Raw genomic sequence first — 16,815 nt, 5'->3', positions numbered from 1 at the left:
TTTTATTATTCTTGCGAAGGCAGGAATCCATTACATATTAAAACGCAATCATTAATTTGGTTGCGTTTTTTTATGCGCAAACATTTTATTTATTACAATTGAGTGCGGAAAAGTAACAGCAGCAATAAAAGAGAAGAATACTGCATAAAATAATTTTTGATCTTTAAAAATATAATAAACTCCAGCGATCCCTATTAAAGAGATAACCCAATAAGGAGATGCTTTTTTAAAATAAAGCAGAATATTTTTTTTGCTAAAATCTCCGTAGATAAATGTTATTTGTTCAAACAGAGAAGGAATGCTATGCCAAAAAATAAAATAAATAGTAAATCCCCAAATTAATGTAGAGGATTTAAAAATGATAAAGAAAACAAGGATATAGAAGAATTCTTTTAGAATATCCTTTTTATAAGTTTCAGATTTAAAAATCAAATACAGTGATAATAAAATAAAGGCACTACCAACAGTTATTGTGCTATAGGTAATTAAACGTTCATTAATGTTATATTCAGTTATGGACTTAACAACTTCAATAACTTCAGTTTTATTAATTATAAATAAAAGAAAGAGAATTAGTAAACCATAAACCAGGTAAAATAGATTGTTAATCCATTTAGAAGCCTGTAGCGCTCTGTTTTCCCAATGTTGTTCGCCAAAATGGAAGGCGCTAAAGATAATGAATAGTACTAAAGCTAGTATTGGAATAAAGTAGAACACTACAACAGCAGTTAAAACGGTGAGTAAATATATTGACAATATTTTTACAAATGGATAGGCCGCTTTAGAATTAGATAATGAGTCAATTAGTAATATGTCGTTTGAGCCATGTAATATTCCAAAGGACAAAATGAGAATAAAACCCAAAACAACCTCGAATTCACTTGAGAATTTGGTTGCTATCCAAAGTCCAAAAAAACTTAGTACTATTGGTAAAATTTTAATTTTTGACGACATTACTTACAATATTAGTAATTAAAATCAAAATTTTATGTTAAAATAATAATTATTTTGTTCAATCATTAGTATTATAGGTTAAACAATTATATATTTGTGTAAGAGATTTAACTAATAATTAAACAAAATTATCATGAACAATTTACTACTATTTACCGACGTAACGTCTAAGATGGATCCAACGGATTATGTAGGATTCACATTTTTTGTTGGTTGTATGGCTATGATGGCCGCATCAGCATTTTTCTTTTTATCATTAAATCAGTTCGATAAGAAATGGAGAACATCTGTTCTCGTTTCTGGGCTAATTACATTTATTGCAGCCGTTCATTATTTCTACATGAGAGATTATTGGGCTGTAAACATGGAGTCTCCTACTTTCTTTAGGTATGTAGATTGGATATTGACTGTGCCATTAATGTGTGTTGAGTTTTACCTAATATTAAAAGTAGCAGGAGCAAAGCCATCTCTAATGTGGAAACTAATAGGTTTATCTGTTATCATGTTAGTTACAGGTTACTTTGGTGAAGCAGTCTTTCCAAGTCAAGCAGCACTATGGGGATTCATTTCTGGAGCAGCATACTTTGTGATTGTTTATGAAATTTGGTTAGGTAGTGCTAAGAAATTAGCAGTGGCAGCTGGAGGTGAAATATTAAAAGCACACAAAATTCTGTGCTGGTTTGTACTTGTTGGATGGGCAATTTATCCATTAGGTTACATGTTGGGAACAGAAGGGTGGTATACAAGCTTCATTGGTTCAGGTAGTGTTGATGTAGTATATAACATTGCAGATGCTATAAATAAGATAGGCTTTGGTCTTGTAATTTATGCTTTAGCGGTTAAAAAAAATGATGCTCTTTCTTAATATTTTTGTTGGTTGGTTAGTAATTATTATTTAAAAGTATCATTAGAACGCAATCATTAATTTGGTTGCGTTTTTTGTATATAAATCATTGTAATAAATTAATTTAGCAACAACAAATTATATTAATTAATGTATAATAACATAAAAAAGATAATAAAGAATATTATGCCTCAATCGTTTATTTATAAAAACGAGAAAGCCTTACGACGTGCTATTTCTTTAATGTATTTAGGAAATAAGTTTCAATGTAATCTTTGTGATTTTAAGATGTCAAAATTTATTGAGAACGTAAGAGGAAATAAACTCTGTCCTAAATGTGGAAGTGTTTCTAGGTCAAGGCGATTGTGGTATGTGCTAGAGAATGAAATAGAAAGTAAAATCATGCTTCATTTTTCGCCATCATTTAAATTAAGTGAAAATATTAAAAATTCTAATGTAAAAGAATATATAACATCAGATTATATTGGTGAGTTTAAAGCAGATAAACAATTAGATATTTTGGATATTGATGAACCAGATAATTATTTTGATGTCATAGTATGTTATTATGTTCTTGAGCACATTGATCTAGATAATAAAGCTATGTTGGAACTTTATAGAATATTAAACGAAAATGGAGTGTGTTATATTCAAACACCTTTTAAAGAAGGTGATATTTATGAAGATAACAGTATCGTTTCAAAAGAACAAAGATTAATGCATTTTGGTCAGGAAGATCATTTAAGAATTTATTCTGTATCAGGCTTAATTAACCGCCTTGAACATGTTGGTTTTACTACTAAAGCGATTCATTATAATGAAAATAATGATAATGTTTTTGGTTTTTCAAATACCGAAACAATTATAAAAGCCTTTAAAAAATAATATCTTAGTTTTATTGTTATGCATGCATAATAAAATAAAGATTATATTTGTTAAAACTATTTTAGACGATGCAAACCAAACTTACACAACTCTTAAACATAAAATATCCAATTATTCAAGCACCAATGTTTTTGGTCTCTAACGTTGGAATGGTAACAGAAGCTATGAATAATGGAATAGCAGGTTGTATTCCAGCACTTAATTACAGAACGCTTGATGAATTAAGAGCTGTATTAAAAGAGCTTAAAGCTAATAAAGTTGAAGGTGGATCGTTTGGGTTTAACTTAATTGTAAATAAATCTAATATTAAATACAAAGGACAGTTAGAAGTCATTTGCGAGGAAGGCTGCGATTTTATTATCACGTCTTTAGGAAGTCCAGAAGAAACTATTAAGCAAGCTCATAAAGTTGGTATTAAAGTGTTTTGTGATGTAACCGATTTGCGTTTCGCAGAAAAAGTACAACAATTAGGAGCAGATGCTGCTATTGCAGTTAATAATGAAGCTGGTGGACACAGAGGAAATTTAACACCTGAAGAATTAACAAACCAATTAAGTAAAGCATTAAGCATTCCAGTAATCTCTGCTGGAGGCGTTGGTTGTAAAGCAGATATTGATAGAATGATAAGTTATGGAGCAGAAGGCGTTAGCGTTGGAAGCCCGTTTATAGCATCTATAGAAGCAGGAGTTACAGACGACTACAAACAAGCTTGTGTAGATTATGGTGCAGAAGATATTGTAATGACTGAACGTATTTCAGGGACACCTTGTACAGTAATAAATACACCTTATGTTCAAAAAATAGGTACTAAGCAGACTTGGTTAGAAACTGTTTTAAATAAAAATAAGAAATTAAAAAAATGGGTGAAGATGGTTCGTTTTTCAATTGGTATGAAAGCTGCCGAAAATGCTGCTAAAAAAGTGACTTATAAAACCGTTTGGGTAGCAGGACCAAGTATTGCACATACTAAAGCGATATTGCCTGTCAAGGATATAATTGCTAAGCTGGTGGGTTAATAACGAAACTCTAAATATTTTGAGTAGATAAACCTTATTCGTTGAACCATTTATGACCGTACTATTTGCAATTTGAGCGATATAAATAGGAAAAGGAATATCGATTTTTGTTATAAGGTTTTTTTTTTAAGAAGATTTTATATTATGGTTCTAACCAATTTAATATCAATGGTTTTGATTTTTGTTCAAACTTGACTTTTTAAAATAAATAGTCGAACTTCGTTTAACGTCTTATAAAATTCATTTGTACTTAACTTGCGGTAAGTATTGAAACAAGCTTTTTTTTACTAAACGTTATAACCAATATAAAATATGAAATTATTTAAAACTATTTTATTCTTCACCTTTATTTTAACAACGCTATTTAGTAACCTCTATGCTCAGAATATAACTATTATTCATGCAGGAAAGTTGCTTGCTGTTCCAGGAAAAGGTGTCGAAACAGAGAAAACCATAATTATTGAAAACGGATTAATTTCTAGTGTAAAAGACGGGTTTCTTAATCCCGAACAATTGGGTTATGCTCAGGATAGCGTTAATCTAATAGATCTTAGTAAAAAGTTTGTCATGCCTGGTTTAATAGATATGCATACACATATAACTGGAGAACGTAACCCAAATAGAAATCCACATGAATGGCTAACCCTAAATGACGAAGATTTTGCATTAGAAGCCATTCCATACTTAAAAATCACCTTACAATCTGGGTTTACTACTGTAAGAAACCTTGGAGCGAAGTACACAAATATTAATGCGCTTAAAAGGGCAATTGCAAAAGGAATTATAAGTGGCCCAAGAATTATTGCCTCAACAGGTGCTGTATCTGCCACAGGAGGTCATGGCGATTTTCATGGTTATAGATCGGAAGTTCTTAATGCTTTAGAAAAAGATGTAGCGATTTGCAATGGAGCAGATGATTGCAGACGTGCAGTAAGAGCCTTGGTTAAACAAGGTGCTGATGTAATTAAGGTTACTGCAACAGGTGGTGTATTAAGTAATACTTCTGCAGGAGTTGGGCAGCAATTAACAGATGATGAGTTACTCGCTATTGTAGAAACAGCACATTCGCTAGGAAGAAAAGTAGCAGCACATGCACATGCAGCAGATGGCATCAATGCAGCTTTGAGAGCAGGCGTAGATTCTATAGAACACGGCTCTTATTTAGACGATGAATCTGTGATGCTTTTCAAGAAAAATGATGCTTACTTAGTTCCTACGCTTCTTGCAGGTGTTTATTTGGGTGAAGAGTCTAAAATAAATGATCAAATCCCACCTTTTATTGTTAAAAAAATAGAACAGGTAATACCTGTTGTTGAAGCCTCTTTTAGAAGAGCAGTAAAAGGAAATGTTAACATAGCTTTTGGAACTGATTCTGGTGTTAGTAAACACGGAACCAATGCCAGAGAGTTTGAACTTATGGTAAAGTATGGAATGAGTCCAGAAGCATCCATTAAAACTGCTACTATAAACGCAGCTACTTTATTAGGAATGTTTGATGAAATTGGGTCTATTGAAAAAGGAAAAATCGCAGACCTCATTGCTGTTGATGGCGATCCGCTTACCAATATAAGTATTTTAAAAAATGTTCAGTTTGTAATGAAATCTGGTGAAGTTTTCAAGGATTAAATGGCTATGTAACGGTTATGGAATTCCCAAATATTTTAAAAACTAATTTAGTCTATAAATAACTGGTTTTTAAGAGTAAAATTAATGTTTTAAAATAATAGCTCATTTTTATTGTAACTTATTGGCATGATTAGTCGTCATATATTTTTAATCAATCAGAAACTACTATTATGAAACAACAATTAAAGCATCAGTATTTGAGATCAAATGCTTTAATGTTCTTAGCATTATTATTTTTTATCAATGTCTCTTTTGGGCAAAGTAAACAAGAACAAATCACCAAACTCATTGAGACCTATACAGAATACAAAACATTTAATGGTTCTGTTTTAGTAGCAGAACAAGGTAAAGTTATTTATAAAAAAGGATTTGGCTTTGCTAATATGGAATGGGATATTCCAAACGCTCCCAATACAAAACACAGATTAGGTTCTATAACCAAACAGTTTACTGGGATGCTAATTCTCCAATTAGTAGAAGCTGGTAAAATGGATTTGCAAGCACCAATAACTAAATACCTTCCGGATTACCCTAAAGCTAATGGTGATATTATTACAATACATCATCTATTAACCCATACTTCTGGTATTCCAAATTACACAGCATTTCCAGGTTTTTTTAAAAACGACAGTAGAGATCCGTACACACCAACAGAATTTGTAAAAACATTCTCTAGTATGGATTTAGAGTTTACGCCAGGCGATAGGTTTAACTACAGTAATTCTGCTTATTTTCTATTGGGTGCTTTAATAGAAAAAGTTTCAGGTAAAAGCTACGAGCAAATGCTACAGGAAAACATATTTACACCGCTTAATATGAAAAATTCTGGTTTCGATAATCATGCTACTATTTTAAAAAATAGAGCAACAGGTTACCAAAAAGAAGGAGAAGCGTTTGTAAATTCAAATTACCTAGACATGAGTATTCCCTATGCCGCAGGATCTTTATATTCTACAGTCGAAGATTTATACCTTTGGGATCAAGCTTTATATACTAATAAATTACTTTCAGAAAAGTCTATGGATTTATTTTTTGGTAATCATATAAAAGCAGGAAGTGGCTATTATGGTTATGGATGGTTTATGGGTAGTGAGCCTATTGGCAATACCGAAGAGAGTATAGCAACAATTAATCATGGCGGAGGAATAAATGGTTTTAATACCTTAATAACTAGAGCACTTTCAGACAAATCTTTAATTGTATTGTTAAACAATACAGGAGGAGCACCACTTAATGATATGGCAGAAGCTATTCGTGGTATTATGTATGGTAAGTCGTACGATTTTCCTAAAAAATCTGTTGCAAATGCATTTTATGATAAGATTTTAGCGAAAGGAATGGATAAAGCATTGATACATTATAATACTATTAAATTGTCTAGTGATTATGATTTAGTCGAAAGTGATATGAATAGTATGGGTTATAAATTATTGCAATCTGAAAAAGTAGATGAAGCAATTACTGTATTTAAGCTTAATGTGGACGCTTTTCCAGAATCTTTTAATGCGTACGATAGTTATGCTGAAGCCTTAATGAATAGCGGAAACAAAGAACAAGCTGTAGTAAATTATAAAAAGTCTGTAGAAATAAACCCAAATAACAAAAATGGGATTGATTTTTTAAAGACATTAGGAGTAGATGTTTCTAATTTAGTAAAAGAAGTCGTTGTTGCAGATGCAATATTACAAAGCTATCTTGGTAAATATGAATTGGCTCCAACATTTATACTCACAGTTACTAAAGACGGTAACCAACTAAAAGCTCAAGCCACAGGACAACCCGTATTTGATGTTTTTCCAAAATCTGAAAACGTATTTTATCTTAAAGTAGTTACTGCACAACTTACGTTTAATAAAAATGAGAGTGGAGCAATAGAAAGCGTTACACTATTGCAAGGCGGAAATGAAATTGTGGGAAAGAAAATGTAAAAAGTTTAAGTAGTAAACTATTCAAAAACCCTTGAAATTTTGAAGGGTTTTTTATTTTGGAAGAAATTATCCTTTTTCTCAGGACATATTTTTCATAAAATAATATTAAGAAATTGTAAGTTAATATATTAAGTGTTATTCTTGCAAGGTATAAGGTCATTTCAAAAGGAATTGTGTTAAAATCACAAGCTGTCGCGCAACTGTAATTAATAATAACCATTATTATAAGCCAGATACTTGCCTTTACTAATTAATAATAATGCTTTCGCGATATGGAGCTGCTAATAGTTATGGAAAAACACTTATTCCTAACTATTATTGTTTCATTCTAGAGCGTTTTAAAATGAAACTAATGAAAAACACACCACTTCGAGCACCATTAAAAAGTTGGGACTTTTATGCTTCGTTTCTTGATAGGCAAGCTTTAGAATTTAGTAAAAATTCTGATATAGAAGTTTTAGAAGATTATAAGGAGAAGTATAACTGGTCTTTTAATATTAAAGAAGAATTACCGAAACTAAATTTTGATGTTATAATTTTAACCAATATTGATCAAGAAATTGAATGGGTTAATAAAGGTTTTAAAAAAATGACTGGGTATCCTGTAAATTTTACAAAAGGTAAAACACCGAGGTTTTTGCAAGGAGAAAAGACTTCGTTAGAAACTTCAAGTCGAATAAGAGATAATATTGAAAAGCAATTTCGATTTAAAGAAAAGGTCCTAAATTACAGAAAAAACGGAGATGTTTATATCTGTGAAATTGAAATAGTGCCATTAAAAAATAAAGAAGGAATACTAACGCATTTGTTAGCTTTAGAAAAAGAAGTTTATAGATAGTAATGAATTTAGTTATATAACAAACTAATAGAAATTTCTTTTTACCGGTTTTCTCGTCTTTTCATTATAATAAGTCAATTCTGTTTAAATATTAGATAGCTTCTTATTTTCTATGATGAAAATCGAGTAACTAAACTAATAAAAGAATCTTTCTAAATCTTTAATGAAATATCGTGTTTAAATTGAAGAGACTGCCATGTTCTTGGTCCTCGCAATGACAGAAAGCCTCAAACCAATCCATTAATAATAGCCACATTAACCACATGTTTGCCATCGAAAGGAATAATGCTCAGATCATTTCCAAATAATTCTTGAGCACGTTCCGTTTCGTGAGCAATGCGTTCTTCATTTAAGTATTCATCTTCAATACCATAAACTAAAGAAACTTTCGCTTTTAAAAACTTAAAATCTTCAGCAATTAATTCCTTAGGTAATCCACCAGAATGTAATATTAATTGCGAACATTGTAATTGCCTGTTTTTAATATATCGCGAGGCAACACTAACACCTTGAGAATAGCCTAAAACGATGAGGTTTATATTTTCTGGAATACGTTCTTCAGCTAAAACAGCATCAAAGTAATTCATGATGTTTTCTGTTTCAGCTAAAGTGTTTTCTTTTGTTAACCAACTTGCTCCAACATGTTTAAATCCGCTTTGATAATATAAACTAGGCGCTTGAGGTGCAATAATGTAATTATCTTCAGTATTTAAGTCTTTAAAATAACGTATAAAAAATTTACTTAAATAACCCATACCATGACAAACAAACCAAACCGTTTTAGTGTTTTCGGTTAAGATATTTAAAGTAGAATAGGGCTTTTTTGTACTGTAAAATATTTCCTTTTGGGTTGATTGCATTGCGTGTTTTGTTTCGTATTTTTGAGGTCATAAAAATACGGTAAATAGATGAATATTTCTAAAACAGAAATGCTTGCTCAAGCGAACGCTACAAGTAAAAACACATTAATGGAAACTTTAAACATCGAAATTGTAGATTTTGGTGACGATTTTCTAATTGCTAGAATGCCGGTAACATCGAGAGTACACCAACCTGACGGTGTTTTACATGGAGGCGCAACGGCAGCTTTAGCCGAAAGTGTTGGTAGTTTTGCTTCTCATATTTTTACAGATACAGATAAAATGTTTGTACGTGGTTTAGAGATTACTGCAAATCATTTAAAAAGTGTAACGGAAGGTTTTGTTTATGCAAAAGCTACCTTTTTACATAAAGGAAGAACAACGCAATTATTAGATATTAGAGTAACAGATGAAGCCAATAATCTAGTGTCTATTTGTAGATTATCTACTATTTCGTTACCAAAAAAGAAATAGATTTCCGTCTTCACGGAAATGAAAAAAATATATAATTAATGCAGTCAGAAGATTTTTTTGAAATTGCCCAGAATCATTTTGACGATGCTTTGCCATTTGTGCTGTATCGTAAACCTAATGTTTCGGTTGTAAAAGGAGTGTTTCAAAATGATGATACTGTTTATACTTCTAAGGATTTAACAGAAATCGGATTTGTTTTTGCGCCTTTCGATTCTAAAAAACAAACGGTTTTAATGCCTACAGCGCAATCAGCAACATTAGAAACCGAATTTATCATTCTAGAAAAAAAGCAGGAAATCGAAGATTCAGCGAAGCTAATCCACAGTAAAGAAGTGGAAAAATCAAATGAAGCACGAGACTTTCATCTTAATCTCGTTTCAAAAGCAATAAAAGCTATTGAAAATAATACGTTTAAAAAAGTAGTATTATCCAGAAAGGAAGACGTAAAACTTTCCGAAGCAAACCCTATTCAACTTTTTAAACGCTTGTTATCGCAATACAAAACAGCCTTTGTATATTGTTGGTATCATCCCAAAATAGGGTTATGGCTTGGTGCAACTCCAGAAACCTTGCTAAGTGTAACAGGAAGTAGATTTACGACAATGGCTTTAGCAGGAACTCAAGAATATAAAGGAGATGATACTCCAATTTGGAAAGCTAAAGAAACCGAAGAACAACAACTCGTAACTGATTTTTTAGTCGGTAGTTTACAACCTTTAGTTAGCAGTTTAAGTGTTGCACCTGTAGAAACTATAAAAGCAGGGGATTTACTGCATTTACGAACGAAGGTTTCTGGTATTTTAAGTTCAAATTTAAAAGCTGTTGTTGAGATGTTGCATCCAACTCCAGCAGTTTGTGGCTTGCCAAAAACGGTGACCAAACAATTTATTTTAGAAAATGAAAACTATAATCGTGAGTTTTATACCGGTTTTTTAGGCGAATTAAATAGCAAAGAAGAAACCAGAAGAAATACTAATCGGCGTAATGTTGAGAATAACGCCTATAATGCTGTTAAAACAGTTTCCAATCTATTTGTTAACCTCCGTTGTATGCAATTAACAGACATAAAAGCAAGTGTTTATATTGGTGGAGGTATTACCAAAGACTCTATTCCAGAGAATGAATGGGACGAAACTGTAAATAAAACCCAAACAATGAAAAAGGTGTTGTTTTAGAAGTTTTTAAATAGGCTATTTTGTATTTTTGTTATAGAAATGATATATCCAAAAATTCCACTTGCTCAAACCGTTGTGCAGCTTTGTAAAGCTAAAAACATACAGCATATTGTGTTATCTCCAGGAAGCCGAAATGCACCTTTAACCATCGGTTTTACTCACGACCCTTTTTTTAAAAGTTATAGTATTGTAGATGAGCGTTGTGCAGCATTTTTTGCATTAGGTATTGCACAACAAATTCAAGAACCTGTTGCGGTTGTTTGTACTTCTGGTAGTGCATTGTTAAATTATTATCCAGCGGTTGCGGAAGCTTTTTATAGCAATATTCCTTTAGTAGTTTTAAGTGCAGACAGACCAAAACACTTGGTTGGAATTGGTGATGGGCAAACCATAAATCAAGAAGAGGTTTATAAAAATCATATTTTATATTCGGCAAATTTAAAACAAGATTTACAAGAAACAAATAAACTTGAAAACGACGAATTTTCAATACTAAAAAGTATTGAGAATAAGCTTGATTTACAAAATACAGTTCAGCAAAACAATGAAATACAGATAAATAAAGCCCTTAATATTTCGGTTTCACAAAAAGGACCTGTGCATATTAACGTTCCTTTTAATGAGCCTTTGTATGATATGGTCGAGGAACTAGTTGTGAACCCAGAAGTCATTCCGCTAGAAAAAACGGATACTACAAATGAAGATTTTAGTGCTTTTACTAAGCTTTGGAATAATTCAAAACGTAAATTGGTTTTAGTAGGAGTAAACCAACCCAATACTATTGCCCAAAAGTATTTAGATATTTTAGCAGAAGACGAAAGTGTCTTAATACTTACAGAAACAACATCTAATATTCACCATGAGCGTTTTATTCCTGGAATCGATAAATTAATTGGTGCTTTAAATACTGAAGAATTAGAAGCTTTAAAACCTGATATATTATTAACTTTTGGAGGGCTTGTTGTGTCTAAAAAGATTAAAAAATACTTAAGAACATATAAACCTAAACAGCATTGGCATATTGGTGAGCACAATGCAAATGATACATATTTTAGTTTAAATAAAGTGTTTAAAATACCTGTTAATGCATTCTTTTTTGAATTTTTAGAACACGTAAAACCTGAGCAAAGCGACTATAATAGTTTTTGGCTTAGAGCTTTTAACAGTAGAAGAGAAAAGCATGAAACTTATATGAAGGCGATTCCTTTTAGCGATTTTAAGGTTTTCGATGTTTTACTAAAATCAATACCCAGCCAATCACAATTACAAGTAGGTAATAGTTCTGCTATTAGATATACACAGCTTTTCGATTTAAATAAATCATTAGAAGTCTTTTGTAATAGAGGTACAAGTGGAATAGATGGAAGCACGAGTACAGCTATTGGTGCTGCAACGGCTTCTAAATTACAAACCACTTTTATTACTGGGGATTTAAGTTTTCTCTATGACAGTAATGCCTTTTGGAATAATTATATTCCTAATAATTTTAGAGTTATTGTTGTGAATAATGAAGGAGGAGGTATTTTTAGAATTTTACCTGGACATAAAAACACAAAAAATTTCGATCAATATTTTGAAACTAAGCATAACTTGACTGCCAAGCAACTGTGCGAAATGTATAATTTTGAATACAAAACAGCATCAAACGAGAATGAATTGTCTCACGCTTTAGATACTTTTTATAACGAAACGTTGAAGCCAAAATTACTTGAAGTGTTTACACCTAGTAAAGAAAATGACACCATTCTGCTTAACTATTTTAGTAAAATTAAGTAATTCAACGGGTATATTCTACTTTTTATCGATATTGTGGTTGTAAATTAATAAATGAATAATTTTATTAATGCAAAAAAATTGTATATTTATAAAGAATTAAAACAAACTAAAATTATGAGTAAAAGGGATGATCTAATTGTAAAATACGCAGCAGACTTAAAAGACAAATGTGGTACAAATCCAGATATGGATTTTTTAACCAAAGTAACAATTGGTTGTGGACCCTCTATTTATAATAAAGATTCTGCAACAGTTTCAGGTACAGATCCATCTGAACTGGCAACAGTAAAAAATAATTTCTTAATTAAGAAATTAGGTTTAAATGATAGTGCAGACTTAGATAAGGCAATAGATTCAGTAATTGAAACTTACGGTCGTTCTAATAAAAACAAGTACAGAGCGGTAGTTTATTATTTATTAGCTAAGCACTTTAAAAAAGAATCAGTTTACTAATTAAATAAAGTATTATATAATTTACTAAAGCGTTATAACTTATGTTGTAACGCTTTTTTCTTGTCCTGAACTTTTATTAGGATATTGAAATTACTTTCAAATGAAAAAAAACAACACATTTGAGTATTAATATTAGTATTTTTGCAACATGATAAATATTGGAGAATTTAATACGTTAGAAATCCTTAGAGATACCGAACCTGGTATGTTTTTAGGAGATACAGATGGTAATGAAGTTTTATTACCAAACCGTTATGTAGAAGACGTTTTTAAAGTTGGAGACGATATAGAAGTATTTATCTACTTAGATAATGAGGAACGTATGGTTGCTGTAACCGATGAGCCACATATTACAAAAGGAGATTTTGCAGTTTTACGTTGTAATACAGTAAACGATTATGGTGCTTTCCTTGATTGGGGAATGGTAAAGGAATTATTTTGTCCGTTTAAAGAACAAGCCTTCCCAATGAAAAAAGGAGGTTGGTATTTAGTACATTGTTATCTTGATGAAAAGTCTGAAAGACTTGTAGCCTCCAGTAAAACAAATCGGTTTTTAGATAATACAGAATTATCAGTTTCAGATTTTGAGGAAGTAGAATTAATAGTCTCGCATCCAAGTGATTTTGGAATGAATGTTATTGTAAATAAACAGCATATTGGTTTAATTTATAAGGATAATATTTTTCAAGAAATAAGCATTGGAGATCGTTTAAAAGGTATCGTTAAAAAAGTAAGACCTGGAAATAAGTTAGATATTGCTTTAGGCCAAATTGGTTTTAGAAATATAGAACCAAATGCAAAGAAAATTTTAGAAGCACTTCAAGACAATTCTGGATATTTACCATTGCATGATAAATCTTCACCAGAAGCCATTAAAGAGACTTTTGAAATGAGTAAAAAGAATTTCAAAAAGGCCGTTGGTACACTTTACAAACAAAAGCAAATTACCATCGATAAAGATGGCATTCGCTTAGTTCAAGCCTAAATTTATTTTTGCATAATAGCTTTTGGGATGGCATCTTTATGTAAGGTAATAGAAATGGTTTTTAGTTTCATATAAGCTTCACTCATATTTATATAGCCATCATTTCCAACATTTTTATTTCCCCAAGAATTTTTTACTTTGTAATACGTGTTTCCATTTTGGTCTTTTAGAATACCAACAATATGCATTAAATGGTCGTCTGTAGTATTAAAATTTTCAAATTCTTGTTGTCTAAACTCAGGAGTAATTTCTTTTTCTGGCATAATCTCTAATAACGCATTAACGTCACCATCTTCTGGTACAACTGCAATACCATGTTTAGATGAGAATGTTTTTTCGCTCACATCGCAATCTAACTCTATAGTAAACCCATTGTTTAATGCATAGTTTATGGTAGTCATAAATTCATTTAATTTCATATTATAAAAACTTCCGTTAGAAAAATTATCAGGAATATTTAAAATAAAATTAGCACAATATGGTTTATGTGAAAACGAAGTAATTGTAATATAGTCTTCTGGAATAATTTTAGTCATTTCTAAAAAAGATTGAGGTGTATATTGCACACCTTCATAATTAAAAGAAACTACTTTATCTCCTAAATGTTGATCAAGTATATTTTCTACATCTGTTTTCCAATTACCAGGATATTTCTTTTCATCCTTTAAATAGACTGTCAGTACTTTCTTTAATGTATCTGCTAATTTAGAGTGGTTGTGTTTGTCTTCATTTTCATGTAAACCAGAGAACACCTTATTAGGGACAATGCCATTGTCAGTCATACTATTAATAACGTCGTGTGCCAAACCACCTTGGCTAAATTGTGCTTTGCCTTGTCTCATAACATAATTCCATGCTTTATCAGTATAGGTATGTCTAACCGAGTACATTTCAGAAAGATCAATACGTTTTCCTGTAAGTCTAATAATTTCACTTTCAAAAAATGAGGAAGCCGAAAAACTCCAGCATGTGCCAGTGCTTCCTTGACTAATAACATCTGTAGCCTCTAAATCTACAATAGTTTTAAATTGATAAGATTGCGAAAAACCGAAAAATGAAGCAAAAAGTAAAACGCATAGCAAGTTGTTATTTTTCATAGTAAGACATGTATTTATTTATTTAAAATGATTTATTTTTGACTAAAATAAGAAAAATGAGCAAGCCAGATTGGAAAACCGTTAAAGAATATGAAGATATTACTTATAAAAAAAGTAATGGTGTAGCACGAATTGCCTTTAACAGACCAAATGTTAGAAATGCATTTAGACCAAAAACAACTAAAGAACTCTACGATGCTTTTTACGATGCACAAGAAGATATTAATATTGGAGTGGTATTATTATCCGCTGAAGGTCCATCTACAAAAGATGGTATCTATTCATTTTGTTCTGGAGGCGATCAAAAAGCGAGAGGTCATAAAGGTTATGTTGGAGAAGACGGTTACCATAGGTTAAATATCTTAGAAGTACAACGCTTAATTAGGTTTATGCCAAAAGCTGTAATTGCAGTAGTTCCAGGTTGGGCAGTTGGTGGTGGACATAGTTTGCATGTAGTTTGCGATTTAACTTTAGCTAGTAAAGAACACGCGATTTTTAAGCAAACAGATGCAGATGTTACCAGTTTTGATGGTGGTTATGGTTCTGCATACCTTGCAAAAATGGTAGGACAGAAAAAAGCTCGTGAAATTTTCTTTTTAGGACGAAATTATTCTGCTCAAGAAGCATATGACATGGGAATGGTAAATGCAGTAATTCCTCACGATGAGTTAGAAGATACAGCTTATACTTGGGCTCAAGAAATATTGGAAAAATCGCCAACCTCTATTAAGATGCTTAAATTCGCAATGAATTTAACAGATGATGGCATGGTTGGACAGCAAGTATTTGCAGGCGAAGCTACACGTTTAGCTTACATGACAGATGAAGCAAAAGAAGGTAGAGATGCCTTTTTAGAAAAAAGAAAGCCTAACTTTCCTAAACAATGGATTCCTTAATGGACTTACAATTAACGCATAACGATTTTAGTTTTTTGAATTCATAAATAAAGAGAAATTGACTATAAAACATTGGCTTGCTGCTGCTCGATTACGAACATTACCACTTTCTATTTCTGGGATAATTGTAGGATGTTCTTTAGGAAGCACAAATTTTCATCTTTTTAATGAGACGGGTTTTTTTTGTTGTTTTGGTTGTCCTAGTGTTTTAGAATCCTCAATTTTTTGGTTAGCAATATTAACGACCATAGGATTTCAAGTCTTATCCAACTTCGCAAACGATTATGGAGATGGCATAAAAGGTACAGACGATAATAGAGTAGGAGAGCAACGTTTAGTTGCTTCTGGTATAATTACACCAAAGCAAATGAAACGTGCTATGGTAATTACAGCTATCCTAACTTTAATTGTCGCTTTATTATTGATTTACAAGGCTTTTGGTGTAGATAATTTTGGATATTCTGTGTTGTTTTTTATTTTAGGAATTGTTTCTATTGCAGCAGCAATAAAATATACTGTAGGTAAAAATGCGTATGGCTATTCTGGCTTTGGAGATGTCTTTGTGTTTGTCTTTTTTGGCTGGTTAGGTGTCGTTGGTAGCTGTTTTTTATACACAAAAGCAATTAATTGGGATGTTTTTTTGCCAGCAACAAGCATTGGTTTATTAAGCGTTGCAGTGCTTAATCTTAATAATATGCGAGATAGAATTGAAGATGCTAAAGCAAATAAAAATACTTTAGTCGTTAAAATTGGAAGTCAGAACGCAAAAATTTATCATTATTCTTTAATTATTACAGCATTAATTTGCGCACTACTTTATGTTCAGCTTCATTATTATTCTGCAATTCAGTATTTATTTTTAATAGCATTTATTCCTCTAATACTAAATATGGTTGTGGTTGCTAGAAATGTTATTCATAAAGATTTAGATGGAGAATTAAAAAAAGTAGCCCTAAGCACCTTTTTATTTGCTATATTATTTGCAATATTTAATACTTAAACCAATTT

16 protein-coding genes and 1 riboswitch are annotated in these 16,815 nt (G+C 31.3%); of the genes, 13 read left to right on the top strand and 3 right to left on the bottom strand.

Features of this window, described 5'->3' with window-relative positions; genetic code table 11:
• Positions 1-51: 51 nt before the first annotated feature.
• Positions 52-954 carry a Brp/Blh family beta-carotene 15,15'-dioxygenase gene (locus RH82_RS06365; RefSeq protein WP_034059139.1) on the bottom strand — a complete coding sequence of 301 codons (903 nt, stop codon included), beginning with the start codon at positions 952-954 and terminating at the stop codon, positions 52-54.
• Positions 955-1,087: 133 nt separating this feature from the next.
• On the opposite strand from RH82_RS06365, the gene RH82_RS06360 reads away from it, so the two are divergent.
• The 6 genes from RH82_RS06360 to RH82_RS06335 all read left to right on the top strand — a co-directional run bounded on the left by RH82_RS06360 (position 1,088) and on the right by RH82_RS06335 (position 8,091).
• Positions 1,088-1,819 (top strand): bacteriorhodopsin-like, encoded by a 732-nt coding sequence (locus RH82_RS06360; protein WP_034059138.1) that lies wholly within the window; start codon positions 1,088-1,090, stop codon positions 1,817-1,819.
• 129 nt (positions 1,820-1,948) lie between these two features.
• Positions 1,949-2,683 carry a class I SAM-dependent methyltransferase gene (locus RH82_RS06355; RefSeq protein WP_034059137.1) on the top strand — a complete coding sequence of 245 codons (735 nt, stop codon included), beginning with the start codon at positions 1,949-1,951 and terminating at the stop codon, positions 2,681-2,683.
• 68 nt (positions 2,684-2,751) lie between these two features.
• Positions 2,752-3,699, top strand: coding sequence for an NAD(P)H-dependent flavin oxidoreductase (locus RH82_RS06350; RefSeq protein WP_034059136.1), 948 nt, complete (start codon positions 2,752-2,754; stop codon positions 3,697-3,699).
• Between the two features lie 312 nt (positions 3,700-4,011).
• Positions 4,012-5,325 carry a metal-dependent hydrolase family protein gene (locus tag RH82_RS06345; protein WP_034059135.1) on the top strand — a complete coding sequence of 438 codons (1,314 nt, stop codon included), beginning with the start codon at positions 4,012-4,014 and terminating at the stop codon, positions 5,323-5,325.
• Between the two features lie 170 nt (positions 5,326-5,495).
• Positions 5,496-7,253, top strand: coding sequence for a serine hydrolase (locus tag RH82_RS06340; protein ID WP_034059134.1), 1,758 nt, complete (start codon positions 5,496-5,498; stop codon positions 7,251-7,253).
• A 129-nt stretch (positions 7,254-7,382) separates the two neighbouring features.
• Positions 7,383-7,512: riboswitch (cobalamin riboswitch) on the top strand.
• Positions 7,513-8,091: a PAS domain-containing protein gene (locus tag RH82_RS06335; RefSeq protein WP_052158241.1), complete on the top strand. Its 579-nt coding sequence runs from the start codon at positions 7,513-7,515 to the stop codon at positions 8,089-8,091.
• 227 nt (positions 8,092-8,318) lie between these two features.
• Here RH82_RS06335 and RH82_RS06330 read toward each other — a convergent pair whose 3' ends face one another.
• A complete protein-coding gene (locus RH82_RS06330) occupies positions 8,319-8,951 on the bottom strand; it encodes an alpha/beta hydrolase (RefSeq protein ID WP_034059133.1) in 633 nt (210 codons plus the stop codon).
• Between the two features lie 48 nt (positions 8,952-8,999).
• Here RH82_RS06330 and RH82_RS06325 point away from each other — a divergent pair, with 48 nt between their 5' ends.
• The 5 genes from RH82_RS06325 to RH82_RS06305 all read left to right on the top strand — a co-directional run bounded on the left by RH82_RS06325 (position 9,000) and on the right by RH82_RS06305 (position 13,814).
• The gene (locus tag RH82_RS06325; protein ID WP_034059132.1) at positions 9,000-9,425 is read left to right on the top strand and encodes a PaaI family thioesterase; all 426 of its coding nucleotides are present in this window, start codon (positions 9,000-9,002) and stop codon (positions 9,423-9,425) included.
• A 38-nt stretch (positions 9,426-9,463) separates the two neighbouring features.
• The gene (locus RH82_RS06320) at positions 9,464-10,600 is read left to right on the top strand and encodes a chorismate-binding protein (RefSeq protein WP_034059131.1); all 1,137 of its coding nucleotides are present in this window, start codon (positions 9,464-9,466) and stop codon (positions 10,598-10,600) included.
• Between the two features lie 39 nt (positions 10,601-10,639).
• Complete coding sequence (menD, locus tag RH82_RS06315; protein ID WP_034059130.1) at positions 10,640-12,376, top strand: 2-succinyl-5-enolpyruvyl-6-hydroxy-3-cyclohexene-1-carboxylic-acid synthase; 1,737 nt, start codon at positions 10,640-10,642, stop codon at positions 12,374-12,376.
• 114 nt (positions 12,377-12,490) lie between these two features.
• Positions 12,491-12,829: a DUF2853 family protein gene (locus RH82_RS06310; protein ID WP_034059216.1), complete on the top strand. Its 339-nt coding sequence runs from the start codon at positions 12,491-12,493 to the stop codon at positions 12,827-12,829.
• A gap of 148 nt (positions 12,830-12,977) precedes the next feature.
• Positions 12,978-13,814, top strand: a complete 837-nt coding sequence (locus tag RH82_RS06305; RefSeq protein WP_034059129.1) for a CvfB family protein — start codon at positions 12,978-12,980, stop codon at positions 13,812-13,814.
• A 2-nt stretch (positions 13,815-13,816) separates the two neighbouring features.
• Here the strand turns inward: RH82_RS06305 and RH82_RS06300 are convergent, their stop codons facing one another.
• Complete coding sequence (locus tag RH82_RS06300; protein ID WP_034059128.1) at positions 13,817-14,911, bottom strand: C1 family peptidase; 1,095 nt, start codon at positions 14,909-14,911, stop codon at positions 13,817-13,819.
• A 56-nt stretch (positions 14,912-14,967) separates the two neighbouring features.
• On the opposite strand from RH82_RS06300, the gene RH82_RS06295 reads away from it, so the two are divergent.
• Together RH82_RS06295 and menA are read left to right on the top strand one after the other, a co-directional pair.
• Positions 14,968-15,807, top strand: coding sequence for a 1,4-dihydroxy-2-naphthoyl-CoA synthase (locus RH82_RS06295; protein WP_034059127.1), 840 nt, complete (start codon positions 14,968-14,970; stop codon positions 15,805-15,807).
• Between the two features lie 64 nt (positions 15,808-15,871).
• Entirely contained in the window at positions 15,872-16,807 is a 936-nt protein-coding gene (gene menA, locus RH82_RS06290) for a 1,4-dihydroxy-2-naphthoate octaprenyltransferase (protein ID WP_394330725.1), read from the top strand.
• The last annotated feature ends 8 nt before the right edge of the window (positions 16,808-16,815 follow it).

The sequence above is a fragment of the Lacinutrix jangbogonensis genome (assembly GCF_000797445.1).
GTDB classification, from domain to species: domain Bacteria; phylum Bacteroidota; class Bacteroidia; order Flavobacteriales; family Flavobacteriaceae; genus Lacinutrix; species Lacinutrix jangbogonensis.
Note: the sequence above shows the minus strand (reverse complement) of the source record. Positions and strands in the feature narration are given on the sequence as shown.